This is a genomic window from Nisaea sediminum (assembly GCF_014904705.1).
In the GTDB taxonomy this organism is placed as follows: domain Bacteria; phylum Pseudomonadota; class Alphaproteobacteria; order Thalassobaculales; family Thalassobaculaceae; genus Nisaea; species Nisaea sediminum.
Window position 1 is genome coordinate 97,103 of record NZ_JACZCQ010000014.1, and the last position, 24,492, is coordinate 121,594.

General features: G+C 64.9%; 23 protein-coding genes. 18 read left to right on the plus strand and 5 right to left on the minus strand.

Annotated features, from left to right (window positions below; all coding sequences use genetic code 11):
* Positions 1–63: 63 nt before the first annotated feature.
* Positions 64–543 carry a manganese-binding transcriptional regulator MntR gene (gene mntR, locus IG122_RS22420; RefSeq protein WP_193188800.1) on the plus strand — a complete coding sequence of 160 codons (480 nt, stop codon included), beginning with the start codon at positions 64–66 and terminating at the stop codon, positions 541–543.
* 79 nt (positions 544–622) lie between these two features.
* The gene (gene hisC / locus IG122_RS22425) at positions 623–1,729 is read left to right on the plus strand and encodes a histidinol-phosphate transaminase (RefSeq protein WP_193188801.1); all 1,107 of its coding nucleotides are present in this window, start codon (positions 623–625) and stop codon (positions 1,727–1,729) included.
* A 24-nt stretch (positions 1,730–1,753) separates the two neighbouring features.
* Here the strand turns inward: hisC and IG122_RS22430 are convergent, their stop codons facing one another.
* A complete protein-coding gene (locus IG122_RS22430; protein WP_193188802.1) occupies positions 1,754–2,497 on the minus strand; it encodes a DUF1045 domain-containing protein in 744 nt (247 codons plus the stop codon).
* A 99-nt stretch (positions 2,498–2,596) separates the two neighbouring features.
* On the opposite strand from IG122_RS22430, the gene IG122_RS22435 reads away from it, so the two are divergent.
* Together IG122_RS22435 and IG122_RS22440 are read left to right on the plus strand one after the other, a co-directional pair.
* Positions 2,597–3,742 carry an alpha-D-ribose 1-methylphosphonate 5-triphosphate diphosphatase gene (locus tag IG122_RS22435; RefSeq protein ID WP_226893871.1) on the plus strand — a complete coding sequence of 382 codons (1,146 nt, stop codon included), beginning with the start codon at positions 2,597–2,599 and terminating at the stop codon, positions 3,740–3,742.
* A gap of 154 nt (positions 3,743–3,896) precedes the next feature.
* Positions 3,897–4,346, plus strand: a complete 450-nt coding sequence (locus IG122_RS22440; RefSeq protein WP_193188804.1) for a PAS domain-containing protein — start codon at positions 3,897–3,899, stop codon at positions 4,344–4,346.
* A gap of 3 nt (positions 4,347–4,349) precedes the next feature.
* Here IG122_RS22440 and IG122_RS22445 read toward each other — a convergent pair whose 3' ends face one another.
* The 3 genes from IG122_RS22445 to IG122_RS22455 all read right to left on the minus strand — a co-directional run bounded on the left by IG122_RS22445 (position 4,350) and on the right by IG122_RS22455 (position 5,867).
* Positions 4,350–4,595, minus strand: coding sequence for a DUF2312 domain-containing protein (locus tag IG122_RS22445; RefSeq protein WP_193188805.1), 246 nt, complete (start codon positions 4,593–4,595; stop codon positions 4,350–4,352).
* Positions 4,596–4,675: 80 nt separating this feature from the next.
* Positions 4,676–4,999 (minus strand): DUF1244 domain-containing protein, encoded by a 324-nt coding sequence (locus tag IG122_RS22450; protein ID WP_193188806.1) that lies wholly within the window; start codon positions 4,997–4,999, stop codon positions 4,676–4,678.
* 40 nt (positions 5,000–5,039) lie between these two features.
* Entirely contained in the window at positions 5,040–5,867 is an 828-nt protein-coding gene (locus tag IG122_RS22455) for an N-formylglutamate amidohydrolase (protein WP_319024954.1), read from the minus strand.
* Between the two features lie 78 nt (positions 5,868–5,945).
* Here IG122_RS22455 and IG122_RS22460 point away from each other — a divergent pair, with 78 nt between their 5' ends.
* The 3 genes from IG122_RS22460 to pyrF all read left to right on the plus strand — a co-directional run bounded on the left by IG122_RS22460 (position 5,946) and on the right by pyrF (position 9,731).
* Positions 5,946–7,247, plus strand: coding sequence for a glycerate kinase type-2 family protein (locus IG122_RS22460; protein ID WP_193188808.1), 1,302 nt, complete (start codon positions 5,946–5,948; stop codon positions 7,245–7,247).
* Positions 7,248–7,307: 60 nt separating this feature from the next.
* Positions 7,308–8,723, plus strand: a complete 1,416-nt coding sequence (pyk, locus tag IG122_RS22465) for a pyruvate kinase (protein WP_193188809.1) — start codon at positions 7,308–7,310, stop codon at positions 8,721–8,723.
* Positions 8,724–8,822: 99 nt separating this feature from the next.
* Positions 8,823–9,731: an orotidine-5'-phosphate decarboxylase gene (pyrF, locus tag IG122_RS22470; RefSeq protein ID WP_193188810.1), complete on the plus strand. Its 909-nt coding sequence runs from the start codon at positions 8,823–8,825 to the stop codon at positions 9,729–9,731.
* Here pyrF and IG122_RS22475 read toward each other — a convergent pair.
* Entirely contained in the window at positions 9,728–10,462 is a 735-nt protein-coding gene (locus IG122_RS22475; protein WP_193188811.1) for an SDR family NAD(P)-dependent oxidoreductase, read from the minus strand. The genes pyrF and IG122_RS22475 overlap by 4 nt on opposite strands.
* A gap of 109 nt (positions 10,463–10,571) precedes the next feature.
* Between IG122_RS22475 and IG122_RS22480 the strand changes: the two genes are divergently transcribed.
* From IG122_RS22480 to IG122_RS22530, 11 genes are all read left to right on the plus strand, one after another.
* A complete protein-coding gene (locus IG122_RS22480; RefSeq protein WP_193188812.1) occupies positions 10,572–12,287 on the plus strand; it encodes an FAD-dependent oxidoreductase in 1,716 nt (571 codons plus the stop codon).
* A gap of 180 nt (positions 12,288–12,467) precedes the next feature.
* On the plus strand, positions 12,468–14,492 hold the full coding sequence (locus tag IG122_RS22485; RefSeq protein WP_193188813.1) for an elongation factor G: 2,025 nt from the start codon (positions 12,468–12,470) through the stop codon (positions 14,490–14,492).
* A gap of 98 nt (positions 14,493–14,590) precedes the next feature.
* On the plus strand, positions 14,591–16,222 hold the full coding sequence (locus IG122_RS22490; protein ID WP_193188814.1) for an acyl-CoA synthetase: 1,632 nt from the start codon (positions 14,591–14,593) through the stop codon (positions 16,220–16,222).
* 3 nt (positions 16,223–16,225) lie between these two features.
* Entirely contained in the window at positions 16,226–16,765 is a 540-nt protein-coding gene (locus IG122_RS22495; RefSeq protein ID WP_193188815.1) for a GNAT family N-acetyltransferase, read from the plus strand.
* Positions 16,762–17,700, plus strand: a complete 939-nt coding sequence (locus IG122_RS22500) for an ornithine cyclodeaminase family protein (protein WP_193188816.1) — start codon at positions 16,762–16,764, stop codon at positions 17,698–17,700. The genes IG122_RS22495 and IG122_RS22500 overlap by 4 nt, the downstream gene beginning before the upstream one ends.
* Before the next feature lie 103 nt (positions 17,701–17,803).
* Entirely contained in the window at positions 17,804–18,400 is a 597-nt protein-coding gene (locus IG122_RS22505) for a 2-hydroxychromene-2-carboxylate isomerase (RefSeq protein WP_193188817.1), read from the plus strand.
* Between the two features lie 213 nt (positions 18,401–18,613).
* The gene (locus IG122_RS22510; protein ID WP_193188818.1) at positions 18,614–19,636 is read left to right on the plus strand and encodes a TRAP transporter substrate-binding protein; all 1,023 of its coding nucleotides are present in this window, start codon (positions 18,614–18,616) and stop codon (positions 19,634–19,636) included.
* A gap of 82 nt (positions 19,637–19,718) precedes the next feature.
* Entirely contained in the window at positions 19,719–21,719 is a 2,001-nt protein-coding gene (locus IG122_RS22515; RefSeq protein ID WP_193188819.1) for a TRAP transporter large permease subunit, read from the plus strand.
* 10 nt (positions 21,720–21,729) lie between these two features.
* A complete protein-coding gene (locus tag IG122_RS22520; RefSeq protein WP_193188820.1) occupies positions 21,730–21,894 on the plus strand; it encodes a hypothetical protein in 165 nt (54 codons plus the stop codon).
* A gap of 75 nt (positions 21,895–21,969) precedes the next feature.
* Entirely contained in the window at positions 21,970–22,986 is a 1,017-nt protein-coding gene (locus tag IG122_RS22525; RefSeq protein ID WP_193188821.1) for an Ldh family oxidoreductase, read from the plus strand.
* Positions 22,987–23,243: 257 nt separating this feature from the next.
* Positions 23,244–24,341: a polyamine ABC transporter substrate-binding protein gene (locus IG122_RS22530; RefSeq protein WP_193188822.1), complete on the plus strand. Its 1,098-nt coding sequence runs from the start codon at positions 23,244–23,246 to the stop codon at positions 24,339–24,341.
* Positions 24,342–24,492 lie beyond the last annotated feature (151 nt).

The following is a 24,492-nucleotide window of genomic DNA, read 5'->3' on the forward strand; positions in this document are numbered from 1 at the left end:
ATTTTCTGTCCGGCAAAGGAACTGGCAAAGGATCGGGAATTGACACGCGGCCGCAGCACGAAAATGGCGGAAGACAGGGACATGCCGGTCATCGATCTGGGCGATTCCACCAAGCGCGCGGCTTTGTTCGAGCGTATCCGGCGGGACCATAGCGTCGAGATCGCCGAGGATTATGTGGAACTGATCGCCGACCTGATCGAGACCAATGGCGAGGCCCGGCTGGTCGATCTCGCGGACTTGCTCGGGGTCAGCCGGCCGACGGTGAACAACACCATCCAGCGCCTGCAGAAGGAAGGGCTTGTCGAGAGCAAGCCCTACCGCGCGATCTTCCTGACAGACAAGGGCCGTACCGTCGCCGAGCATGCACGCCAGCGGCACCATCTCGTGCTTGAGTTCCTGCACCTGATCGGCGTGCCGGCGGATATCGCCGAGGCGGATGCCGAGGGGCTGGAGCACCATCTCTCCGAACAGACGCTCGATTGCCTTGCGAAGGCGACGGAGCTGCTGAAGAAAGCTGCCTCGAAGGACAGAGGCCATTCCTGATTTGCGCCTGTACGGACTTCCTGATTGACCATACGATCATGCGTTTTTCCCGCTGATCTCTCTTCCCTGGAACAGTCCTATGGCCGAATTCTCCGCTGAGCCCACGATCCCGAAGCCCGCGCTGCGTGCGCTCCCTGACCCGGGCCGCCCGCCGATCGAGGCGGACGCCGGCAAAGGGCCGATCCGGCGGATGAACCTCAACGAGTCGCCGATCCAGCCCTCGCCGAAAGCGATCGCGGCGATGCAGGACGCCTGCGCGCGGGTGAACCGCTATCCGGACCCGCAATGGCGCGCCCTGACCGCCGCGATCTCGGAGGCGACGGGGATCCCGCAGCACCGCATCGTCATGGGCAACGGTAGCGACGAGGCGATCGTCTCCGCAGGCCGTCTCGCGGTCTCGCCGGGGGACGAGGTGGTGGTGCCGATGCCATCCTTCCCGAGCTACAACAACGCCGCGGTGCTGAACGGCGGAACCGTCGTGACCGTCCCGGTCAAGACCGACGGCAGCAACGACGTGGACGGGCTGATCGCGGCCTGTACGCCGAAGACCCGCATCGTCTTCGCCGCCTCACCGAACAATCCGACCGGCGCCATCCTCAGCTCGGCGGAGGTCGCGCGGCTGGCGGCAGGCGTGCCTGACACGGCATTGCTGGTTCTGGACGAGGCTTATTACGAGTTCGGCATCCATGCCGGCGGCGAGGACCATCTGAAGGTGATGGAAACCCGCAAAGGGCCATGGGCCGTGTTCAGGACCTTCTCGAAGGCTTACGGACTGGCCGGAATCCGAGTCGGTTATGTGCTCGCCGGGTCCGACGAGATTGCGAAGGCGTTCCAGAAAGTCCGCAGTGTCTTCAACGTGAACGCGGTCGCCCAGGCGGGCGCGCTCGCAGCCTGGCAGGATACGGCACATCGCGAGATGCTGCTGGAAAAGACCCGGATCGAGCGGGAGCGTCTCGTCGCGGGTCTGACCGAACTCGGCGCGGAACCCTTTCCGACGGTGGCCAACTTCGTCACCGCGAAGATGGACCGGCCGGCGGCGGACATCGTCTCGGCGCTCACGCAGCAGGGCGTCATGATCGGCCGCCTGATGCATCCCGGATACGAGAACTATATCCGCGTGACCGTCGGCAGCCCCGAGGATACGGATGCCTTTCTCGCCGCGCTGAAGGACGTTCTGGCGGGGTAGGACCCGGCGGGAAGCCGGGAGACGTCAGCCTCCGAACGGGAAATGCCCGAGGCGCAGGAACGGCTTCGACCTGTTCTCCTGATGAAACACGGAGACGGCGTCGATCCTGACTGGCGTCGCGAGCGCGTCCGCGCCGTGCTTCAGGATCTCGCGCAACAGCGCCTCGCGTTCCTCGTCGTCCCGGATCCGCTTCGACAGCGTCATGTGGAAACGGAATTCGTTCATCACGTAGGGATAGCCCCAGCGTTGCAGCATCAGTTCCTGCTGGCTCGAGAGTCCGGCGGCCCGGCGCTTCTCCAGTTCCGCGTCGCTCGGCAGCGCGCGCAGGGAATCGAAGTCACGGACGCCGTCGGCGGCGAGCTCGCGCATCGCCGCCTTGCTCTCCTTCTGCATCAGGGCGAGGAAGCCGGAGAGATCGCGGGCGACGAGATTGACTTCGAATGAAGCGCGACCGGCTGCAAATCGCGCCGCCTGGTCCATCAGATCGTCGGCTGTCCGGCCGGCCTTCAGATGGAACGGCGGTTTCAGCGTTGCGTGAAAGCCGTACCCGCGGGCGGTCGCCGTCAGGGCTTTCTGACTCTCTGCATCGAACCCGTCGAGCGCCGGCTGCTCCAGTTCCTCGCCGCTGATCGCGTCGCGTCCGAGCCAGCTCGAGCCGAAGCGGTGCAGCACGGTGTCCGCGTCCGGCGCGAAATAGATCGCGTAGCGCGGGCTGTCGGGATCCGTTGACGGTGCGGGAGCCGGAAAATTCGGTGTGCTGCTGGTCATGATGCAAAGGACTCCGAAAGGTTCATCTCACTGTCAGGCCGACTGTGTATATTCGCCTTATGACATGGCTCACCGGATCGGAGAAGTGCGTTGGGGGCGTTGATTCAGGGGGGACGCGTGCTTGTCCCGGGAGAAGGTCTTGTCGAGACCAGCATCAGGATCGAAGAGGACCGGGTCGCCGCGGTCGGGGTCGATGCCGCGCCGCGTGACCGCGTCGTGGATGCGGCCGGTCTCCTCGTGCTTCCGGGGATCGTCGACCTGCACGGGGACGCCTTCGAGCGTCAGCTCATGCCGCGTCCCGGCGTGCATTTCCCGACCGAGGTCGCCTTCGCCGATACCGACCGGCAGCTGATCTCGAACGGCATCACCACCGCCTATCACGCCGTCACTTACTCGTGGGAGCCGGGCCTGCGCGGGCGGGACACGGTGATCGAGATCATCGACGGGCTGGACGAGGCCCGGTCGCGCCTCCTCGCCGATTCGCGCTTTCATCTCCGCTACGAGCTCTACAATCTCGATGTCGCCGACGAAGTGGTGGACTGGATGCGGAACGGCCGGGTCGATCTGCTGGCCTTCAACGAGCACATGGCACCGATCCTTCGCAAGGTCGAAAGGGGCGAACCGCTCGGCACCTATACCGGCCGGACCGGGCTCTCCGAACCGGACTTCCTTGCGCTCGTGCGCGGGCTTGCGGCGCGGAGCGAGGAGGTGCAGCCGACCGTGAGCCGTCTGGCCGAGACCGCACTCGCCAACGGCATTCCGATGGCCTCCCACGACGACCGGACGCCGGACGAGCGGCGGCATTTCAACGCCCTTGGCTGCGGGATCGCGGAATTTCCACTGACCCTCGACGCGGCGGAGGAGAGCCGGAAGCTCGGCAATACCGCGATCTTCGGCGCGCCGAATGTGCTGCGTGGAGGCAGTCACATGAAGGATGGCGGGATCCGGGCGGCGGACGAAGTGCGTGCCGGACGCTGCACGGCGCTGGTCTCCGACTATTACTATCCGTCACTGCCGCAAGCGCCGTTCATCCTGGCGGCGGCAGGCGATGCCGATTTCGCCGATGCCTGGAACCTGATTTCGCGCAATCCTGCCCGCGCCGCCGGCCTTGATGACAGAGGCGAAATCGCCGCCGGCCAACGTGCGGATATCCTGTTCGTTTCTCCGCCGTCCGGTGACGGCCGCGCCGAGATCCGGGCCACGTTCTGCCGCGGTCGCCCGGTTCTCGTTTCCGACTGGATCTGAGCTGGCGGATTGCCGCGCGCCAAGTGGGGTTGTTGCAATGCTTGGCGGAAATACTCCGCCGCATTACGCTGCATGCTAATATGCGTTCGGAAATGCAAAACGAAGTGAAAGCGGAATTCACGTGAGCTCAGAGGATACGCCCCTAGAAACTGCAGTGATCGGGGAAGGAACAATCCTCGAAAGCGACCGGGTCAGGCAGATTGTCGCGCAATGGAACGATCTCAGAGCCGATCGCATCGGACCCAGACGGTGCGAGGTCGATCCGATCGACCTGTTCGACTTCCTGCCGAATCTCGCGATGATCAAGGTGATGGACGGCAATGACCCGTTCCAGTTCAGCCTGATCGGAACGGGGCTTGCAAAGATATACGGACTTGTCACGCGTCAGTTTGTGTCCAGTGCCGTGTTCCCCGGGCCGACGAAGGAGGTTCTCCAGCAAGCGCTCGAACTTTGCGCGACCGCACGCGCTCCGGTTCACGGGATATGGCGCCGGGTGAAGACGGTGAACGACGTCAAAGTGGATATCGAAGTCGTGTTACTGCCGATCTCCGAGGATGGCGCCGAGGTCAGCCGGATCCTCTGCTATCACGTGATCGCTTTGTGAAAGCTATTCGATGCCGAGCGCGACCTTGTAGAGTTCGAGCAGGTGCTCCTGCTCCTGCAGATCGTCCTTGTCCAGTTTCCGGAGCTTCAGGATCTGGCGCATCGTCTTCACGTCGAAGCCGTTGCCCTTGGCTTCCGCGAACACGTCCTTGATATCCGCGGCCAGCGCGGCCTTCTCTTCTTCGAGCCGCTCGATCCGTTCGATATAGGAACGCAGCTGGTCCGCAGCGATACCGCCGACATCGGTCATGAAATATCCCCGTAACTGGAAGGAAAAAACGAGCGGACAATAGTCAGGCCGTCCGCTCCCATCAAGCGCTGCTTGATGCCTCAGTGACTCTGTTTCGCCATCTCGGCGTCGAAAGCCTTTTTCTGCTCGGTGGAGGCTTCCTTCTGGTACTTCGCCTTCCAGTCGCCGTACGGCTCGCCATAGACGATTTCCCGTGCCGCGTCGTAATCGAGCTCGAGATTCCGCGACTCGGCCTCCGCCAGGTACCATTTCGAGAGGCAGTTGCGGCAGAAACCGGCGAGGTTCATCAGATCGATATTCTGCACGTCCTTGCGCTCGTCGAGATGGGCGAGCAGCCGCCGGAAGGCGGCGGCCTCGAGTTCGGTACGGGTCTGCTGGTCAAATTTGTCTGCCGGATGGCTCATTGCTTCCACTCCCTCGCGCGGTGCGCGTTCGTTTCCTGTCTCAGAGAGTAATGGACGCCAGCGCGATTTCCAGAGCGTTCCCGAAAATCTCCGCCCATTTCCGTGCGCCCGCCCCGTCGGCGATCAGGTCCTGACGGAACTCGACCGCGACATGCGGCAGGCCGCGCGCTTCCGGATGGGCATTGAGCGAGAAGCCGCCCACCCCTCTGCCGGAATAGGGTTCGTTGTCGCCGATGGAGAGAGTGAGATCCTCCCGCAGAATATCGATCAGCGGACGGGCAAGGCGCTCGTCCTCGTTCCAGAGAATGCCGATCTCCCAGGGACGCCAGGTGCCGCCGTCGCGAAGCTGCGGCGTGAAGCTGTGCAGCGCGACGACGACCGGGATCCGCCCATCCGCTTCCATCGCCTCGATCCGGCTTCGGATGGCGGCATGATAGGGCTCGAAGATCTCGCGCCGCCGGGCGTTGCGCTGCGCATCGGTCAAAGCCCAGTTGCCGGGAACCTCCGTCCCGTCCGCGACTTCCGGCATCGAGCCGGGGGCTTCGGGCACCCGATTGCAGTCGATCACCAAGCGCGAAAAACAGGAGTGCACCATCGGCGCGTCGAACCGGTCGGAGAGGTAGTTTCCCGCCCATTCGATCCCGATATCGTAGCCGATATGCCGGCCGAGTTCGTCATCCGGAAGGCCGAGCCGGTCGAGCGAGACCGGGACCGTGTTGCGGTGATGGTCGGAGATGAAGAGCAGGCGGGAGGCACCGTCGGGATTGCGTTCCCCGTATGGTGCCGGGTCCCGGTCGGTCAGGATCGTGGCCATGTCTATCCAGAGCGAGAGGCTGTAATCGAAGCGATCTATCGCCTTTTTGAGCACCGCTGGCAAGCGGCTCCGGGCCGCTTGTCCGGGGAGGATGCCCGGAATAGACTCGGCCCGCTTTTGCGAGGGAGTGACATGAGTTCCGAGGCAGACTTTCTGAAATCGCTGTTCGACGCCGCCGTTTCTGCGGCCGACCCCGGGCGCTGTCTCCCGCCGTTTCTGGACAGGGTCTTCGCTGAGCCTGTCGCGGGCCGCATCGTCGTGCTCGGGGCCGGCAAGGCGAGCGGCGCGATGGCGAAGGCTGTCGAGGATTACATGCAGGAGAGGCAGCCGGACCTGTCCTACTCCGGACTTGTCGTGACGCGCTACGAGCATGCCTTGCCTTGCCGTCAGATCGAGATTGTCGAGGCGGCTCATCCGGTACCGGACGAAAACGGTCGCGAGGCCGCCCGGCGCATTCTCGAGATCGCCGAGACCCTCGGTCCGGACGATCTCGCGCTTTGTCTGATTTCCGGCGGCGGCTCGGCATTGCTGACTGCGCCGGCCGAAGGTCTCGATTTCGAGGAGAAGCAGGCGTTGAACGGGGCGCTGCTGAAATCAGGCGCGACGATCCATGAGATGAACTGCGTGAGGAAGCATCTCTCCGCCATCAAGGGAGGCAGACTTGCCGCCGCGGCGGCACCGGCACGGCTGGTGACGCTCGCGATCTCCGACGTGCCCGGAGACGATCTCGACGTCATCGCGTCCGGTCCGACCGTGCCGGACCCGACGACCCTCGCCGACGCTATCGCCATCATTAAAAAATATGGCCTCGAGATTCCGTCCGGGGTTCGGGCGCTGCTCGACGATCCGCGAAACGAGACGCCGAAAGCGGGCGATCCGGCATTCGCGCGGACCGAGACCCACCTCGTCGCGGCACCGCAGCGCTCGCTCGAGGCGGCGGCGGAGGCTGCGCGGGCGGCAGGCGTGACCCCGCTGATCCTCGGCGACTCGATCGAGGGCGAGAGCCGGGAGGTGGCAAAGATGCATGCCGCCATCGCGGCGCAAGTGGCGCGCCACGGGCAGCCGCTCGGCGCGCCGGCGGTTCTGCTCTCGGGGGGCGAGACGACTGTCACGGTCCGCGGTTCCGGGCGCGGCGGGCGGAATGCCGAATTCCTGCTCTCGCTTCTGGTCACGATGCAGGAGCGGATGCCTGATTGCCGCGAGCGCATCTCCGCGATCGCCTGCGACACCGACGGGATCGACGGCACCGAGGACAATGCGGGCTGCGTAATGACCGGGTCGATCCACGCGCGGCTGGCGGATGGCCTGGCCGATCCGAAGCCCTATCTTGCAAACAATGACGGGTATAGCTTCTTCGGGAAGGCGGGCGGGCTGGTCATGACGGGACCGACGCTCACGAACGTGAACGACTTCCGGGCTATCCTGATCCGGTGATCGTTACAGGTCCCGCAATGACGGTTTGAATTGTCATCTGGCTCGCGTTTAACTGGCATCATGAGAAGATATAGAAACACGAAAATCGTCGCCACGCTTGGTCCGGCAAGTTCGACCGCGGAGCGCATTGAGGAACTGTTCAGGGCCGGGGTCGATGTCTTCCGCCTGAATTTCAGCCACGGCTCGCACCGGGATCATGCAGAGCGGCTGAGGGTCATCCGGGAGCTGGAGAAGAAGACCGGCCGCCCGATCGCCATCATGGCTGATCTGCAGGGTCCGAAACTCCGGATTGGCAGCTTCAAGGACGGCAAGATCGAGCTGAAGGCCGGCGCGAAGTTCCGGCTCGATCTGGAACGGACGCCGGGCGACCAGAAACGCGTCTGCCTGCCACATACGGAAATCTTCGAAGCGATCGAAAAGGGCACCGAGCTGCTGCTCGACGATGGCAAGATCCGGCTCCTCGTCACCAAGTGCGGCGAGGGTTTCGCCGAGACCAAGGTCCTGACCGGCGGCCCGCTCTCCAACAACAAGGGCGTCAATGTGCCCAACGTGATGCTCGGCCTCTCGGCGCTCAGCGCGAAGGACAAGTCGGACCTCTCCTTCGCCCTCAGCATCGGGGTCGACTGGGTCGCGCTTTCCTTCGTGCAGCGTCCGGAAGACGTCGCCGAGGGCCGCAAGCTGATCGGCGACCAGGCGGCGATCATCGTGAAGCTGGAAAAGCCGGCGGCGATCGACCGGCTGGAGGAGATCTGCGAGCTGAGCGACGGCGTCATGGTGGCGCGCGGCGATCTTGGCGTCGAGATGCCGCCCGAAAAGGTGCCGATGCTGCAGAAGCGGATCATCAAGCTCTGCCGTTCCCTCGGCAAGCCGGTCGTGGTGGCGACGCAGATGCTGGATTCCATGGTTACCAGCCCGGCGCCGACCCGCGCCGAGGCCTCGGACGTGGCGACGGCGGTCTACGATTCGGCGGACGCGGTGATGCTGTCGGCGGAATCGGCGGCGGGCGACTATCCGGTCGAGGCGGTCGAGATGATGAACCGCATTATCCGCGAGGTCGAAGGCGACTCGATCTACCAGCAGATCATCAATGCCAGCCACGACGATCCGGAACCGACGGTCTCCGACGCGATCACCCTCGCGGCCCGGCAGGTCGCGGAGACGGTGAGCGCCTCCTGCATCGTCACCTACACGACCTCGGGTTCGACCACGGTCCGCGCTTCGCGCGAACGGCCGGCGGTGCCGATCCTCTGTGTTACCGCGAACGAGCGGACGGCGCGACGCCTCGCCATGGCCTGGGGCGTCCATGCGGTCCATGTCGAGCAGGAGCAGCGCTTCTCCGCCGTGGTAAAGCGCGCGGTCGAGGTGGCGAAGTCGGAAGAGTTCGGGCAGGCGGGCGAGAAGATCGTCATCACCGCAGGCGTTCCGATGGGCACGCCCGGGTCGACCAACGTGCTCCGGGTCGAACGGATTCCCTGAGCCGGACCGACCCGTTTTCGGCCGTCGCAAGCGGGCCGCGCGGGGTGGACAGGGCGGAGGGCTTCGCCTTATAAGCTGGAAACTTCTCCGGAGATTTCCATGCAGCATTTCGGCGATGCCCTGATCGGACGCGTGCGCGCGCTCGGCAACCCGCTTTGTCTCGGTCTCGACCCCTATCTCGACAAGATCCCGGCGCTGTTCCGTGACGGCGACATGTCCCCCGGCAACCCGCTGACGGCGCCGGCGGTTGAGGCCTTCCTGAAGGCGATGCTGGACCGGGCCGAGGGCCGGGTGGCGGTGGTGAAGCCGCAGATCGCCTTCTTCGAGCGCATGGGCTGGCGCGGCATGCGCATGCTGGACGAGGTCTCGGCCCATGCCCGCAGGCTCGGGATGCTGGTTCTCCTGGACGCCAAGCGCGGCGATATCGGCAGCACGGCGGACGCCTATGCCGGCGCTTACCTCGCCGCCGACGCGCCGATGCCGTCCGATGCGATCACCCTCAATCCCTATCTCGGCCGGGACACGCTGCAGCCCTTCTTCACGACCGCGAAAGCCAACGGGCGCGGGCTCTTCATCCTGGTGAAGACCAGCAATCCCGGCTCCGGCGACTATCAGGACCTCAAGATTGGCAACCGCAGCCTCGCCGAGACCGTGGCCGACAGCCTGAGCCAGATGTCGGGCGAGATGGAAGGTCCGGAGACCGGCTGGTCCTCGCTCGGCATCGTGGTCGGTGCGACCTATCCGGGCGAGGCGGAGCGGATCCGCGAGATCCTGCCGCGCACGATCTTCCTCGTCCCCGGTTACGGCGCCCAGGGCGGTAGTGCCGCCGATGCGGTCAACGGCTTCGTCAAGGGCCCGAACGGGCTCGAGGGCGGGATCGTCAATTCATCGCGCGGCATCCTTTATCCGGCGGGCGCCGATACCGACAGCGCCGCCGTCTGGGAGAAGGCGGTGGACGCCGCGATCGGAAAGGCGGTCAATGAGCTCGGCGAGGCAGTCTCGGCCTAAACCGCGAGATAGCCGCCGTCGACCACCAGGGTCGTGCCGGTGACGTAGCTCGACATGTTTGAGGCAAGGAACAGCGCCGGTCCGACCAGTTCCTCCGGCTCGCCGAAGCGGCCGAGGGGAATGCGGGTCAGGAACTGCTTGTAGCGTTCCGGATCCTCGCGGGTCGGCAGGGTGATGTCCGTCTTCATCGGGCCCGGGGCGATCGCGTTCACCCGCACCCCGTCCGGCGCCAGTTCCTGGGCGAGGCTCTGGGTCAGCATCTTCACCGCCGCCTTCGAGGTCGAATAGGCGATCGAGGTCGCGGTCGAGACGAAGGCCGCGACAGAGGCCATGTTGATCACCGTTCCCCGCGTCTCGCGCAGCTGGGAAACGAAGGCGAGGGTCATGTTGAGCGTGCCGTCGAGATTGACGTCCATCGCCCGGCGCCAGGTTTCCGCCACGTCCGGACTGTCGATGCGGTTGCGCGGACAGATCCCGGCATTGTTGACGAGGACATTGATCGGTCCGTGTTCCTCGGCGACCTTGGCCGCCGCACGGTCGGCCGATGCGCGGTCGGAGACATCGAGGCGCAGCGCGATCCCGGTGCCGATCAGGATGGCGGTCCGTTCCGCCGCCGCCGCGTCGATATCGGCGCAGATCACCTGCGCGCCCTTGTCCGCGAAGCCTTGCGCCATGGCTGCGCCCAGTCCCTGCCCCGCGCCGGTAACCAGCACAAGCCTGTCTTCGAACATTCCGTTTCCTCCGGTTTCTTTCATTCTTTCATGACAATTACGGCGATAGACCGCCGGGCGGAAGCCGCTAGAGTTGAAAGAAAAAAGAAATCGAACGGAGGAGACGGAAATGGCGGCGGATCGGCATCCGACGGAGAGTTACGACGTCCTTGTGGTGGGCTCGGGTGCGGGTGGTCTCGCCAGCGCGGTTTCGGCGGCACATCGCGGGCTTTCGGTCCTGGTGGTGGAGAAGGAGCCGGTCTTCGGCGGCACCTCGGCGCGCTCCGGCGGCTGGATGTGGATCCCGTGCAATGCCCCAGGCAAACGCGCCGGGATCCAGGACAGCCGGGAAGCGGCGGAAACATATCTGAAGCACGAGGCTGGCGCGTTCTACGACAAGGCCCGCGTCGACGCCTTTCTGGAAGCCGGACCGAAGGCGGTCGAGTTCTACGAGAACGAGACCAGTCTTCAGTTCGATCTCGGCCCGACCTTCGCCGACTACCATCCGGACGCGCCGGGCGGCATGGATGCCGGGCGCTCGATCGTCGCGCGGCCCTTCGACGGTCGCGAACTCGGCCCGGAGATCAAGCGCCTGCGCAAGCCGCTGAAGGAGATCACCTTCTTCGGCCTGATGATCGGCACCGGCAAGGAGCTGCTGCATTTCTTCAATGTCACACGCTCGCCGGTCTCGGCCTATTTTGTCGCAATCCTCTTTTTCAAGTTCGTGCGCGACCTGCTCTTCCACGGCCGCTCGATGCGGCTGATGAACGGCAACGCGCTGGTCGCGCGGCTGGCGAAATCCTGCTTCGACAAAGGCGTCGAGATCCGCACAAGCGCCCCGGTGCGCGAGCTGTTGCGGGATGATGCCGGACGGGTGATCGGCGCCGAGATCGATACGCCGAAGGGACGTACGCGTATCGTCGCCCGCAAGGGCGTGGTGCTGGCGGCGGGCGGATTTCCGCACGATCCGGTGCGGCGCAAGCAACTCTTCCCGCACGCGCCCTCCGGCCATGAGCACTTGAGCCCGGCGCCTCCGGGCAATACCGGCGACGGTCTCCGGCTCGGCGAGAGCATCGGTGCGGCGGTGCAGGACGACCTGCCGCACGCGGCGGCCTGGGTGCCGATCTCGCGCCCGGTCTGGTCCGACGGCACGCGCGGCACCTTCCCGCACTTCGTCGACCGCTCGAAGCCGGGGGTGATTGCGGTCACGCGCTCCGGCCGGCGTTTCGTGAACGAGTCGCACTCCTATCACGATTTCTGTCAGGCGATGTACGCGCGCTGCATGGAGGAGGGCGGCGAGATCTGCGCCTATTTCATCGTCGATCACCGGGTGCTGCGCAAATACGGCCTCGGCTTCGTGAAGCCGTTCCCGGTGCCCTACAAGCAGCACATCAGGAGCGGCTATCTCTTCACCGGAAAGACATTGGAAGACCTGGCAACGGCCATCGGCGCCGATCCCGCGCAGCTGCGTGCCACGGTCGAGGCCTTTAACGGCCCGGCGGCGCGCGGCGAGGATCCGGAGTTCGGCAAGGGCAGCACTGCCTACAACCGCTCCCTCGGCGACCCGGAACACAAGCCCAATCCCTGCGTCGCGCCGATCGGCGAGGGACCCTATTACGCCGTCCGGCTGGAGATCGGCGATCTCGGCACTTTCGCGGGGCTGCGGACCGATGCGAACGCGCAGGTGCTGGACGGGGAGGGGCAAGCGATCCCGGGCCTCTATGCGGCGGGCAACGACGCGGCGAGCATCATGGGCGGAAATTATCCGGGCGGCGGGATCACGCTCGGGCCCGCCGTAACCTTCGGCTACATCGCCGCGCGGCACATGTCCGGGGCCAATTCCTGAACCTGCGAATCGGTGAAATTCCTTGCCTCCCGCCCGGACTCGTGCGGGAATGACGGTGGCGCGCGCGCTCGCGCCGCTCCCTGGTGCCAGCGCGTTGTGCCGGCTTGAAACCGCCTCGGCCAAGAGGAGGACCGGAACGCCCCATATCGGGCTGGAACCGGCATTCACAGGGAGGATTTCATGACAGGCAAGAATGGAGACACCGCCCGGTGCGCGGTGCTTGTGGGTCCCTATCTGAGCGGCAAGACCTCGTTGTTCGAGGCGCTGCTCCTGGCGACGGGGACCCTGCACAAGAAAGGGACGGTCAAGGACGGAAACACCGTCGGCGACAGCGCCGAGGAAGCGCGCAAACGTCAGGCCAGCACCGAGCTCAATGTCGGGCAAGGCGCCTATCTCGACGAAAAATGGACCTTCATCGACACGCCGGGGAACCTCGAATTCAGTCAGGACATGCGCAATGCCTGCATGGTCGCGGATATCGCCATCGTCGTGGCGGAGCCCGAGGTCTCCAAGGTCCCGGCGCTGACCCACTATCTGAAATTCCTCGACGCCCACGACATTCCGCACGTGATCTTCGTCAACAAAATCGAGGATTCTCATGAGCAGGTCCGCGATCTAGTGCTTGCACTGCAGGACGTCTCCGACCGCCCTCTGGCGTTGCGCCAGGTGCCGATCCGCGACGGCGAGGCGATCACCGGGTTTGTCGATCTCGTCAGCGAGCGCGCCTACCAGTACCAGAACGGCAAGCCTTCCAAACTGGTGCAGCTGCCCGACTCGGTCCTCGACCGCGAAAAAGAGGCGCGCAACGAGATGCTGGAGACGCTGTCCGATTTCGATGACGGGTTGCTCGAGAAGCTGCTGGAAGAGGTCGAACCGGCGGCGCCCGACGTCTATGCGCAGCTGACCGAAACCCTGCAGCACGACCTCGTCGTTCCCATCCTGCTCGGCGGAGCGGAAAAGGATCATGGCATCCAGCGCCTGCTGAAGACCCTGCGGCACGAGGCCCCGGGCGCGGACAGCACCGCCGAGCGTCTGGGCATTCCTCAGTCAGACGGCCCGGTCGCGCAGGTCTTCAAGACGGTTCATGCTTCGCATGTGGGCAAGCTCTCTTATGTCCGGGTCTGGCGCGGCACGGTGAAGGACGGCGACGAACTGAACGGGCAGCGGGTCAGCGGCATCAATCATCTGCTTGGCGCCAAGATGGACAAGGTCTCTTCGGTCTCGGCGGGTGACGTCGCCGCCTTCGGCCGGATGGACGAGATCGCGACCGGCGATCTGTTGACTCCGGACGGCAAGGCGCGCTTGGACTGGCCGGAACCGCTCACGCCGGTCTACGGGCTCGCGATTTCACCGACCAGCCGCGGCGACGAGGTGAAGCTTTCCGGTGCGCTGACGAAACTCGGCGAGGAAGACTCGTCCTTCCGGGTCGAGCACAGTGCCGCGCTGGGCGAACTGGTCATCAGAGGCCAGGGTGACACCCATCTGAAGGTGATGCTGGAGCGGCTCGAGGGGCGCTACAAGCTCGCGGTCGAGAGCCACGCGCCGGGCGTGCCCTACAAGGAGTCGATCCGCAAGGGCGCCGACCAGCATGCGCGGCACAAGAAGCAGACCGGCGGCCACGGCCAGTTCGGCGACGTGAAGATCAAGATCGCGCCGCTCAGCCGGGGCGAGGGCTTCGCCTTCAAGAGCAGTATCGTTGGCGGTGCGGTTCCGAAACAGTACATCCCGGCCGTCGAGGAAGGGGTGAAGGACTATATGCGCCGGGGGCCGCTCGGCTTCGAGGTCGTGGACGTTGCGGTAGAGCTTTATGACGGCTCGTTCCACGCGGTCGACAGCTCCGACATGGCCTTCAAGACCGCGGCCCGGATGGCGATGAACGAGGGCCTGGCGAAATGCCAGCCGGTTTTGCTGGAGCCGATCCAGAGGGTGGTGATCTCGGTGCCGAACGACTCGACGGCACGGGTCCAGCGGATCGTGACAGGACGGCGCGGGCAGATCCTCGGCTTCCAGGCGAAGGAGAGCTGGAACGGCTGGGACGAGATCGAGGCCTATCTGCCGGAGAGCGAGACCAGGGACCTGATCATCGAGATCCGCTCCCAGACCGGCGGAATCGGGTTCTATGACGGGGCGTTCGATCATCTGGCCGAACTCACCGGCCGGATCGCCGACCAAGTGGTCGAGGGCCGCATCGCCGTCGCCGACTGACGGCAAACCACGCGAACGGATGTCCGGCCGGTTTCCACTGGCCGGACGCCGCATTCCATGGTCTTTTTCCGATCCGTCTTTCTTGGGGCCTTTCGACCATGCTTCCGACCGGCAGCACCTATGAGGAGATTTGCCAGAAATTCGCCTGGCAAATTCCGGAGCGCTACAATATCGGCCGCGACATTGCCGACCGGCAGGACCCGGCGGCGCCTGCGCTGATCTACCGGACCGAGGACGGAACGGTCGAGCGTTTCAGCTTCGGCGACATCGCCCGCGCCTCGAACCGGTTCGCCAACCTTCTGAGTGCAAGCGGGCTCGGCCGTGCGGATCGTGTCGCCATCCTGCTGCCGCAACGCCCGGAGACGGCGATCGCCCATGCCGCGATCTATAAGGCCGGCATGATCGCGATCCCGCTCTTCACCCTCTTCGCCGAGGAGGCGCTGGTCTACCGGTTGCAGAATTCCGGGGCCGCGGCGGTCGTGACCGACGAGGGCGGCCTCGCGAAGATCCGGACCTTCCGCGACCAGCTGCCGGAACTGCGCCATGTCTTCGTGACCGACGTGGCGAAAGACGGTGAGGGCTTCGTCGCGCTCGGCCCGGCCATGGAACGCGCGTCCGAGCGTTTCGAGATCGTCGACACCAGGGCGGACGATCCGGCGCTCATCATTTACACCTCGGGAACCACCGGGCCGCCGAAAGGCGCGCTGCATGCGCACCGGGTCCTGCTCGGCCACCTGCCGGGCGTCGAATATCCGAACAGTTTCTTTCCGAAGAAGGGAGACCTTTTCTGGACGCCGGCGGACTGGGCCTGGATCGGCGGGCTGATCGATGTGCTGCTGCCGAGCTGGCATCACGGCGTGCCGGTGCTCGCCTACCGGGCGCGCAAGTTCGACCCGGAGGAAGCCTTCTGGCTGATGCAGGAGCATGGCGTCCGCAACGCCTTCCTGCCGCCGACCGCCCTGAAACTGATGCGCCAGGTCGAGACCCCGCGGCAGCGTTTCAGCTACGACATGCGCTCCGTCGCGTCCGGCGGAGAGACACTGGGGACCGAGCTGCTCGACTGGGGGCGGGAGACTTTCGGTCTCACCATCAACGAGTTCTACGGCCAGACGGAATGCAATCTCGTGGTCGGCAACTGCGCCGAGACCATGGAGGTCCGGCCGGGCTCGATGGGGCGCGCCATTCCGGGGCACGAGGTCGCGGTGGTCGACGATGCCGGCAACGCGCTGCCCGACGGGACTCCGGGCAATATCGCCGTCGCAAAGGGTGATCCGGTGATGTTCCTCGAATACTGGAACAATCCGGACGCAACGGAGAAGAAGTTCGCCGGTGACTGGCTGCTGACCGGTGACCAGGGCATCCGCGATGTCGACGGCTATTTCTGGTATGTCGGGCGTGACGACGACGTCATCACCTCGGCGGGCTACCGGATCGGCCCGGGCGAGATCGAGGATTGTCTCGTCGGTCATCCCGCCGTCGCCATGGCAGCGGTGATCGGCGTGCCGGATCCGCTCCGCACCCAGGCGGTGAAAGCCTATATCGTGCTGAAGGACGGCATCGCCGGAACCGACGAGCTGGCGAAACAGATCCAGGAACATGTGAAATCCCGGCTCGCGGCGCATGAATATCCGCGTCACGTCGCCTTCGTCACCGAACTGCCGATGACGACGACCGGGAAGATCGTGCGCAAGGATCTCCGCGCCCTGCACGACGCCGCGACCGGAGCCTGACCCATGATCGAGAGCGAACGCCTGCTTCTCCGCCGCTGGAAGCCGGAGGACAGGACACCGTTTGCCGCGCTGAATGGCTCGGCGAAAGTGACCGAGTTCCTGCCGAAGCAACTCACACGCGCCGAGTCGGACGACTTGCTGGACCGGGTCGAGGCGCATTTCAAGACACGCGGCTTCGGCCTGTTTGCCGTCGAGCGTAAGGATACCGGTGCCTTCATCGGCTGGACCGGCCTCTCGGTGCCGCGCTTCGAGGCCCCTTTCATGCCGGCGGTCGAGATCGGCTGGCGCCTCGCCGAGGAACATTGGGGCCACGGTTTCGCGACCGAGGCGGCCCGGCGGTCGCTTGCCTTCGGCTTCGGGGATCTCGGCCTCGCAGAGATCGTCTCCTTTACGGTGCCCGCGAATCTGCGCTCGCGGGCCGTGATGGAGCGGCTCGGCATGACGCGGGACCCGGAAGACGATTTCGATCATCCCAATCTGGCGCCGGACCATCCGCTGCGCCGTCACGTCCTCTATCGGCTGAAACGGGAGGATTTCTCATGAGCCTGCCCTTCGTCGGACCGGAACAGGTCGCCGGCCGCCTGACCTGGAAAGCGGTGGTCGATGCATTGGAGGCGGGCCATCGTCTGCCACGGGCCAGGATCGGCGATACGCTGCTGGAGCGCGGCGACGAGGCCCTCCTGTCCCGCTCCGCCTGGATCGACGGGCTTGGTCTCGGGGTTAAATCGGCGACGGTGATGCCCGGTAATGCAGCTTCCGGATTGCCGACGGTTCAGGCGGCGATGCTGGTCTTCTCCGACAAGACGGCGACGCCCGAAGCCGTGCTCGACGGATCCATGGTGACGGACTGGAAGACGGCCGGGGATTCCCTGCTCGGCGCGCGTCTGCTCGCACGGACTGACAGCCGGGTTCTGACGATCATCGGTGCCGGTCGCGTCGCGGAAACGCTGGCGCGCGGCTATGCGGAGATCTTCCCCGGCTTGCGGGAGATCCGAGTCTTCAACCGGACTCCGGACCGCTCGGAAAGACTCGTCGCGTCTCTCGAAGCCGACGGGCTTCCCGTGTCCAGTGCCCCGTTGCTCCCGGACGCCATCGCATCGGCCGATATCATAGCGGCGGCAACGATGTCGCGGGATCCGGTCCTGAAGGGGGCCTGGGTGCGGCCCGGAACCCATGTCGATCTGGTCGGCGGGTTCACGCCGGAGATGCGCGAGGCGGACGACGACCTGATCGCCAAGGCCGCGATCTTTGTCGATTGCCGCGAGACGGTGCTGGACCATGTGGGAGACATCGCCATTCCGCGTGCCGCCGGGCTGATCGAGCGCGAGCGGGAAATTCCTGACCTCTACGATCTGGTGGCCGGGCGAAGCGGCCGGCACAACGGGTACGAGATCACGCTCTTCAAGAACGGCGGCGGCGCCCATCTCGATCTGATGACAGCGCGGGCGATCCTTGCACTCCGGGAAACCGGGGCTTGATCCGCAGCGGAAAGTGTACCTTGATTCGATCCCGTCGTCTGGACCGGGGTCCGGATCCGGTGACCCGCAAGGCGTCGGGCGCGCGTAGGGGAGGTACCTGACCATGGCCGTGACCGTCGATTATTTCATGACCACTTCCAGCCCCTGGAGCTATCTCGGGGCGCGCCGCTTCATGGAAATGACCCGGAAGGTCGGGGCGGAGGTCAATGTCTATGCCGTCGATTTCGGCGCTGTTTTCGCCCAGTCCGGCGGTCTTCCCCTGCCCAAGCGGGCCCCGCAGCGCCGCGCCTACCGGCTTGTCGAACTGGCACGATGGAAGAAGCGTCTCGGTTTGCCGATGGTGATCGAACCGCAGAATTTCCCCGCCAAGACACCGTTGTCGCTCCACCTGGTGACGGCCACCCGGCTTGCCGGGGGAGACGCGCTCAGGCTCTCGACCCTGATCCTGGAAGCGCTCTGGGAGAAGGATCTCTCGATCGACGATCCCGAGGTTCTCGGTGAATGTTGCCGCAAGGCGGGGCTCGATGCGTCGTCCCTGCTCAAGGCGGCGGAAAGCCCCGAAACCAAGGCCGCCTTCGACGAGGACACCGAACACGCCATGCATAGCGGGGTCTTCGGTGCGCCGTCCTACATCATCGACGAGGAACTCTTCTGGGGGCAGGACCGTCTCGATTTCGTGGCGGAGAAACTTGGCGCCTGACGGATTGGCGAACAGCGGTCCGGTAGAATCGGGGGTGCGAAGGTACTTCCGTTTCCCGTCGCGGTAACCGCGAGCCGCGTTTTTTTGTCCCTCTACCGGCCGTTGGCCTTGGCCCCGACAAAAAGCTCCCTTAGGCTGCATCCGTACCGAACCCGGCGATCAAAGATCGGGTCTGCAACGAACTAAGCCAGGTACCAAAAGGGAGGACCAGAAATGAAAAAGGGATTTGTAGCCCTTGGCGCGGCGTTGCTCGTCGCCATGACGGGAATGGCCGAGGCCAAGACGCTCAAGGTTCAGGCGAGTTCCGCCGCGGGAGACTGGGCGCACCGCTTCATGACCGAGGACTGGGCCAACCGGCTTGCGGTCATGTCCGGCGGTGAGCTGAAGATCGAAGTGCTGCCGACCAAGGCCGTCGTGCCGCACCGCGAGACCATCGATGCCGTGGCGAACGGCATCCTCGACGGAGACCTGAACGCGGTTTCCTACTTCACCGGGCGTGACCCGGCTTTTGCCATGATCGGCGACCTGATCGCCGGCTACGACACGGCCGAGCAGGTCCAGACCTTCTGCATGCATGGCGGCGGCAAGGAGATCCTGCAGAAGCTCTACGACAAGTACACCAACGGCAAGATCCACGTGATCGGCTGCGGTCCCTACACCAAGGAAGCGCTGGTGGCGAAAAAGCCGATCCGGGGTGTCGACGATCTCGCCGGCGTGAAGATCCGTTCGCCGGAAGGTCTTGCCGCCGAAGTGTTCCGCCGGGCCGGCGCCTCGCCGGTCTCGCTGCCCTTCTCAGAGGTCTATACCGCGCTCGACAAGGGCATCGTCGACGCGGCCGATGCCTCGGCCTACGTGAACAACACGGCGAGCGGCATGCACAAGATCGCCAAGTTCCCGATCTATCCGGGCATCCACTCGATGGCCGTGCTCCAGTTCGTCGTCAACAAGGACGTCTGGAACAAGCTGAGCGACGCCCAGCGGATGATGCTGGAGACCTGGTACGTGGCCGCCTATTCCACCATGCGGCGCGAGGCCGATCTCCAGGACCATGATCTGGTGGCCAAGGACAAGGCGGGCGGCGACATCACCGTCGTCGACTGGCCGCAGGCCGACCGCGACAAGTTTCGCAAGATCGCCGTCGAGGCCTGGAAGGATTACGGCAAGAAGAGCCCGCTCGCCCAGGAAGCGCTTGACGTTCATATCGCCTACATGAAGCGGATCGGTCTGCTCGACTGATCCGGGACCTCCAACAGACGCCCGGCGGGCGCATGCGCGTCCGCCGGTTCCATCTCTTGGATCCAGTCGAGGGGGGACGGGAATGGTCCGTGGCCTCGGGACCGCGATGGGCGGCTTCAGCCGTTTCTCGGGGCTCGCGGTCGCGCAGTTTTACCTGTTGTGCGCTGCCGTCACCATCTGGGAGGTCGTCTCCCGTTACGTCTTCCATGCTCCGACGCAATGGGCGTTCGAGGTCGTCATGGTGCTCTGCGCCTCGGCCTGGATGATCTCGTCCGGTTATGTGACCTTTCACAAGCGTCACATCGGCATCACCGTCTTCTATCTCATGGCCAGCGCCCGGACTCGCTGGTGGCTCGACCTGTTGGCGCTGGTGGTCGGCATCGCGGCCCTGTTCATGCTCGCCGACGACACGCTGGTGCGGGCGCTCGAAGCGGTTTCGCTGGTGGAGCGCGCGGGTTCGGCCTGGAACTCGCCGATGCCGACGGTGCTGAAATCGATCCTGGCGCTCGGCGCGGTGATCTATCTCTGCCAGTTGCTCGTCAACACCAACCGGCATTTTTACTCGTTTGTTGCCCGTTCGATCGTCGTTGCCGTCGCGGTTCTGCTGCTGCTGCGCCTCGTTTCCGTCGGCACCGTCCACTTCGCCGGAGAGGACAGCCTGCTGGGGGGCTATCACAGCATGATGAGCGGGGTGGCCGAGGCGCTCGATCCGACCCAGGTCTTCAGTCTGCGCGATTACGATATCGCGACGGTCAGCATCGGCATCGTGATCGCCCTGATCGCCCTGATGATGACGGGCATGCCGCTCGGTGTGGTGACACTCATCGTCTCGATCGCCTGCGCTCTGCTGTTCTTCGGCCCGCGCGGGCTCTATCTCGTCTCGACCAACGCCTACGGCCTGCTGGAGAACTATCCGCTGGTCGCGGTGCCGCTCTTCGTGCTGATGGCCTCGATCCTTGAGAAGGCGGGGATCGCGGAGGACCTGTTCGACGCGATGTCCATCTTCGCCGGCAATCTGCGGGGTGGCGTCGCGGTGCAGACCGTCGTCGTCGCGGTGGTGATGGCGGCGATGTCCGGCATCATGGGCGGCGAGATCGTCATGCTCGGGCTGGTCGCGCTGCCGCAGATGCTGCGGCTCGGCTATGACCGGAAACTGACCATCGGAACGATCTGCGCTTCGGGCTCTCTCGCGACCCTGATCCCGCCGAGCATCGTCATGATCGTCTACGCTCTCTCGGCCCAGGTCTCGATCGGAGACCTCTTCATGGCGGGCGCGGTGCCCGGCCTGATGCTGGCGCTGTTCTACGTGATCTATGTGCTGATCCGCTGTGCCCTCAATCCGTCCCTCGCGCCGACGGCGGAGGAGGCCGCGGCGCGGCAGGGCACGAGCAAGTCGCTTTCCAGCAACCGGATGGCGGCGGTGGTGCTCTCCATCTTCCTGATCTTCTGCGTCATGGGCTCGATCTACGGCGGGATCGCTTCGATCACCGAGGCCGCCGGCGTTGGGGTGTTCGGCGCGATCGTGATCGCCGCGATCCGTTTCCGCTTCAACTGGACCATGCTGCAGAACGCGCTCGCCCAGACCATGACGACCGTGGGCACCATCATCTGGCTGATCCTCGGTGCGGTCAGCTTCGTCGGGATCTACAACCTGGTCGGCGGCGGCGATTTCATGCGCAGCCTGTTCTCCGGTCTCGATCTGCCGCCGATCGGCATCATCTTCGTCATGATGGCGGTGCTGATGGTGCTCGGCACCTTCATGGAATGGATCGCGATCCTGTTCATCACCGTGCCGATCTTCGCGCCGGTTGTCGTCGGCATGGCGCCGGAGCTCGGACTGGAGCCCGAGTGGGCCGCGGTCTGGTTCGGCGTGCTCTTCGTGATGAACATCCAGATCTACTTCCTGTCGCCCCCCTTCGGTCCGGCCTGCTTCTGGCTGAAGTCGGTCGCGCCGAAGGAGATTACCCTGCAGGAAATCTTCATCGCGGTGCTGCCCTTCATCGGCCTGCAGTTCATCGGCCTGATGATGGTGCTGTTCTTCCCGGAGATCGCACTCTGGCTGCCAAAGATGCTGAACGGGTGAGGAGACAATGATGCAGATAAATCCCGACCACCCGACCGACGACGATGTCGGTCTCAGCGATCACGAGATCGAGGATGACAGCCGGCATTACGGGATCTGGCCGTCGCTTGCCGGGTTCGGCGTCGCGGCGGCGCTGATCGGACTGATGTTCTACTTCGCCGACGGCATGGTCTGACGGGTTTCGTGCCGGAATGCGGATTTTCCGCCCAGGCGATCCGTGCTTAGCTCTCCTTCGAAGAGAGGGGAGCCCATGCAGACTGTTTCGATGACCTTGGAGGAGGCGCACGCGCTTGCCGTGTCGTGCCTCCAGCGTAACGGCGCCGACGCGGAGAATGCGCGTGCGGTGGCGGATATCGTCACTGCGGCGGAGCGCGATCTCTGCCACTCCCACGGTCTGTTTCGGATCCCGGGCTATGTCGCCTCGCTGAAGAGCGGCAAGGCGAACGGAAAGGCGCGCCCGGCGGTGAGCGAACTCGCCGCGGGCGTCGTTCGTGTCGACGGGGACGACGGTTTCGCGCCGCTGGCGCTTGAGGCCGGCCGGGCACCGCTGGTGGCGCGGGCGCGTGCGAACGGGATCGCCGCGCTGGCCCTCAACAATATCTATCACTTCGCCGCGCTCTGGCCGGAGACCGAGGCGCTGGCCGAGCAGGGACTGGCCGCTTTCGCCTTTACCGCGGCCTTCCCTTACGTGGTCGCGCCTGGCGGGCGGACGCCGATCTTCGGGACCAACCCGATGGCCTTCGCCTGGCCGCGGCCGGGCAAACACCCGATGGTCTTCGACCAGGCCTCCTCGACCATGGCGCGGGGCGAGATCATGCTGGCCGCCCGGGACGGGCATTCCGTGCCGCTCGGCGCCGGGATCGACAGGGACGGCAAGGACACGACCGATCCCAAGGCGATTCTCGAGGGCGGCGCCCAGCTCGCCTTCGGCGGCTACAAGGGGGCCGCGCTCGCCATGATGGTCGAATTGCTGGCCGGCGCCCTGATCGGCGACAGGCTGAGCTTCGAGGCGGAGGCGGAGGACAATGGCGACGGCGGCCCGCCGGTCGGCGGCGAGCTGATCATCGCCCTCGATCCGGCCCGTTTCGGGGATGCGGGCGGTTTCGCGGCCCATGCCGATCTGCTGTTCGAGCGCATGCTTGCCGACGAAGGGGTGAGGCTTCCGGGCGACCGGCGGCGCAAGGCACGCGAGACGACGGCGCGGGACGGCATCCGGGTACCGGAAAGCCTGTCGCGGACCCTGGTCGGGCTGGCGTCGGGAACCTGAGGGACGGACGCAAAAAAAGACCGGGCTGCGTCGAAACGCGCCCGGTACCAGGTTGAACAGGGCGGAGGCTTGGACTTGCCCTGAAAGGCATCTGGATGCCTGTCATCATAACGTATGCGATCCTGCTTTCAAACGCTTTCTGCCGGGCGGCGAAAAATCCCCATTTCACGCGACCCGTGTGGCGCGCTATGAAATAAAGTGGTTTCCGGGGGCACGAGCTCTTACCGGAAGCCGGGGCGCAACGAGGAGCCGCTGAAATGAGGGTAAGCAAAGTCATCCCGGCGATCGCAGTCGCCGCTCTGGTTCTGGGCGCGGGGAGTGTCCGGGCCGAGGAAAAGCTGCTGAATGTCTATAACTGGTCCGACTATATCGCCGAGGACACGATCCAGAAGTTCGAGGCCGCGACCGGGATCAAGGTCAATTACGACGTCTTCGACAGCAACGAGATCCTGGAAGCCAAGCTGCTGACCGGCTCGACCGGCTACGATGTGGTGGTGCCGACGGCGAACTTCCTCGAGCGCCAGATCAAGGCGGGCGTGTTCCGCAAGCTCGACAAGGACAAGCTGCCGAACCTCGCGAACATGGATCCGGTGATCGCCGCGCGCGTGGCCCTGCACGATCCGGACAATGCCCATTCCGTGACCTATATGTGGGGCACCACGGGCTTCGGCTATAACGTCAAGGCGATCAAGGAACGGCTCGGCGAGATGCCGACCAATAGCTGGGACCTGTTCTTCGACCCGGCGGTGGTCTCCAAGCTCGCCGATTGCGGCGTCAGCCTGCTCGACGCGCCGACCGACGTGGTGCAGACCGCGCTGAACTATCTCGGCCTCGATCCGAACAGCGAATCGCCCGACGACCTCGCCAAGGCGGAGGAGATGCTGGCGAAGATCCGCCCGCATCTGCGCTATTTCCATTCCTCGCAATATATCGAGGACCTGGCGAACGGCGAGACCTGCCTCGCGATGGGCTATTCCGGCGACATCCTGCAGGCCGCCGACCGTGCGACCGAGGCCAATCAGGGCGTCGAGATCCAGTACGTGATCCCGAAGGAAGGCGCGGTGATCTGGTTCGACATGCTGGCCATCCCGGCCGACGCGCCGCATCCGGAGAACGCCCACGCCTTCATCAACTTCATCATGGAGCCGCAGATCGCGGCGGATATCTCCAACTACGTGCTTTACGCCAACGCGAACGCGGCCTCGATGCCGATGGTCGACGACGACGTGAAGAACAACCCCTCGGTCTATCCCTCCGAGGCGGTGAAGAAGAATCTGTTTCCGATGCTGGCTCGTTCGGCCAAATACGACAGGCTTCTGAAGCGCAGCTGGACCCGTCTGAAGGCCGGTCAGTAAGCAGCATTTCCCGGAGTTCCGGGGGTATGAGACGGGGCCGTCACGGCCCCGTCATTTTTTTGCAAATATGTAGTTGACGGTTTTGCGGGTGGGGTCGTATAAGGCGCCTCCCGTTGCGGGGCGGCGTGTTGAGCGGCGCGGCGGCGGGGGT

Bases quoted from the DNA above. Each gene is read 5' to 3' on its own strand.
- IG122_RS22500 (WP_193188816.1), top strand. From the start codon at position 16,762: ATGAGCCTGCCCTTCGTCGGACCGGAACAGGTCGCCGGCCGCCTGACC.
- IG122_RS22515 (WP_193188819.1), top strand. From the start codon at position 19,719: ATGGTCCGTGGCCTCGGGACCGCGATGGGCGGCTTCAGCCGTTTCTCG.
- IG122_RS22430 (WP_193188802.1), bottom strand. From the start codon at position 2,497: ATGACCAGCAGCACACCGAATTTTCCGGCTCCCGCACCGTCAACGGAT.
- IG122_RS22530 (WP_193188822.1), top strand. From the start codon at position 23,244: ATGAGGGTAAGCAAAGTCATCCCGGCGATCGCAGTCGCCGCTCTGGTT.
- IG122_RS22505 (WP_193188817.1), top strand. From the start codon at position 17,804: ATGGCCGTGACCGTCGATTATTTCATGACCACTTCCAGCCCCTGGAGC.
- IG122_RS22460 (WP_193188808.1), top strand. From the start codon at position 5,946: ATGAGTTCCGAGGCAGACTTTCTGAAATCGCTGTTCGACGCCGCCGTT.
- IG122_RS22490 (WP_193188814.1), top strand. From the start codon at position 14,591: ATGCTTCCGACCGGCAGCACCTATGAGGAGATTTGCCAGAAATTCGCC.
- IG122_RS22495 (WP_193188815.1), top strand. From the start codon at position 16,226: ATGATCGAGAGCGAACGCCTGCTTCTCCGCCGCTGGAAGCCGGAGGAC.
- IG122_RS22450 (WP_193188806.1), bottom strand. From the start codon at position 4,999: ATGAGCCATCCGGCAGACAAATTTGACCAGCAGACCCGTACCGAACTC.
- IG122_RS22510 (WP_193188818.1), top strand. From the start codon at position 18,614: ATGAAAAAGGGATTTGTAGCCCTTGGCGCGGCGTTGCTCGTCGCCATG.
- IG122_RS22480 (WP_193188812.1), top strand. From the start codon at position 10,572: ATGGCGGCGGATCGGCATCCGACGGAGAGTTACGACGTCCTTGTGGTG.
- hisC (WP_193188801.1), top strand. From the start codon at position 623: ATGGCCGAATTCTCCGCTGAGCCCACGATCCCGAAGCCCGCGCTGCGT.
- IG122_RS22520 (WP_193188820.1), top strand. From the start codon at position 21,730: ATGCAGATAAATCCCGACCACCCGACCGACGACGATGTCGGTCTCAGC.
- mntR (WP_193188800.1), top strand. From the start codon at position 64: ATGGCGGAAGACAGGGACATGCCGGTCATCGATCTGGGCGATTCCACC.
- pyk (WP_193188809.1), top strand. From the start codon at position 7,308: ATGAGAAGATATAGAAACACGAAAATCGTCGCCACGCTTGGTCCGGCA.
- IG122_RS22475 (WP_193188811.1), bottom strand. From the start codon at position 10,462: ATGTTCGAAGACAGGCTTGTGCTGGTTACCGGCGCGGGGCAGGGACTG.
- pyrF (WP_193188810.1), top strand. From the start codon at position 8,823: ATGCAGCATTTCGGCGATGCCCTGATCGGACGCGTGCGCGCGCTCGGC.
- IG122_RS22485 (WP_193188813.1), top strand. From the start codon at position 12,468: ATGACAGGCAAGAATGGAGACACCGCCCGGTGCGCGGTGCTTGTGGGT.
- IG122_RS22525 (WP_193188821.1), top strand. From the start codon at position 21,970: ATGCAGACTGTTTCGATGACCTTGGAGGAGGCGCACGCGCTTGCCGTG.
- IG122_RS22445 (WP_193188805.1), bottom strand. From the start codon at position 4,595: ATGACCGATGTCGGCGGTATCGCTGCGGACCAGCTGCGTTCCTATATC.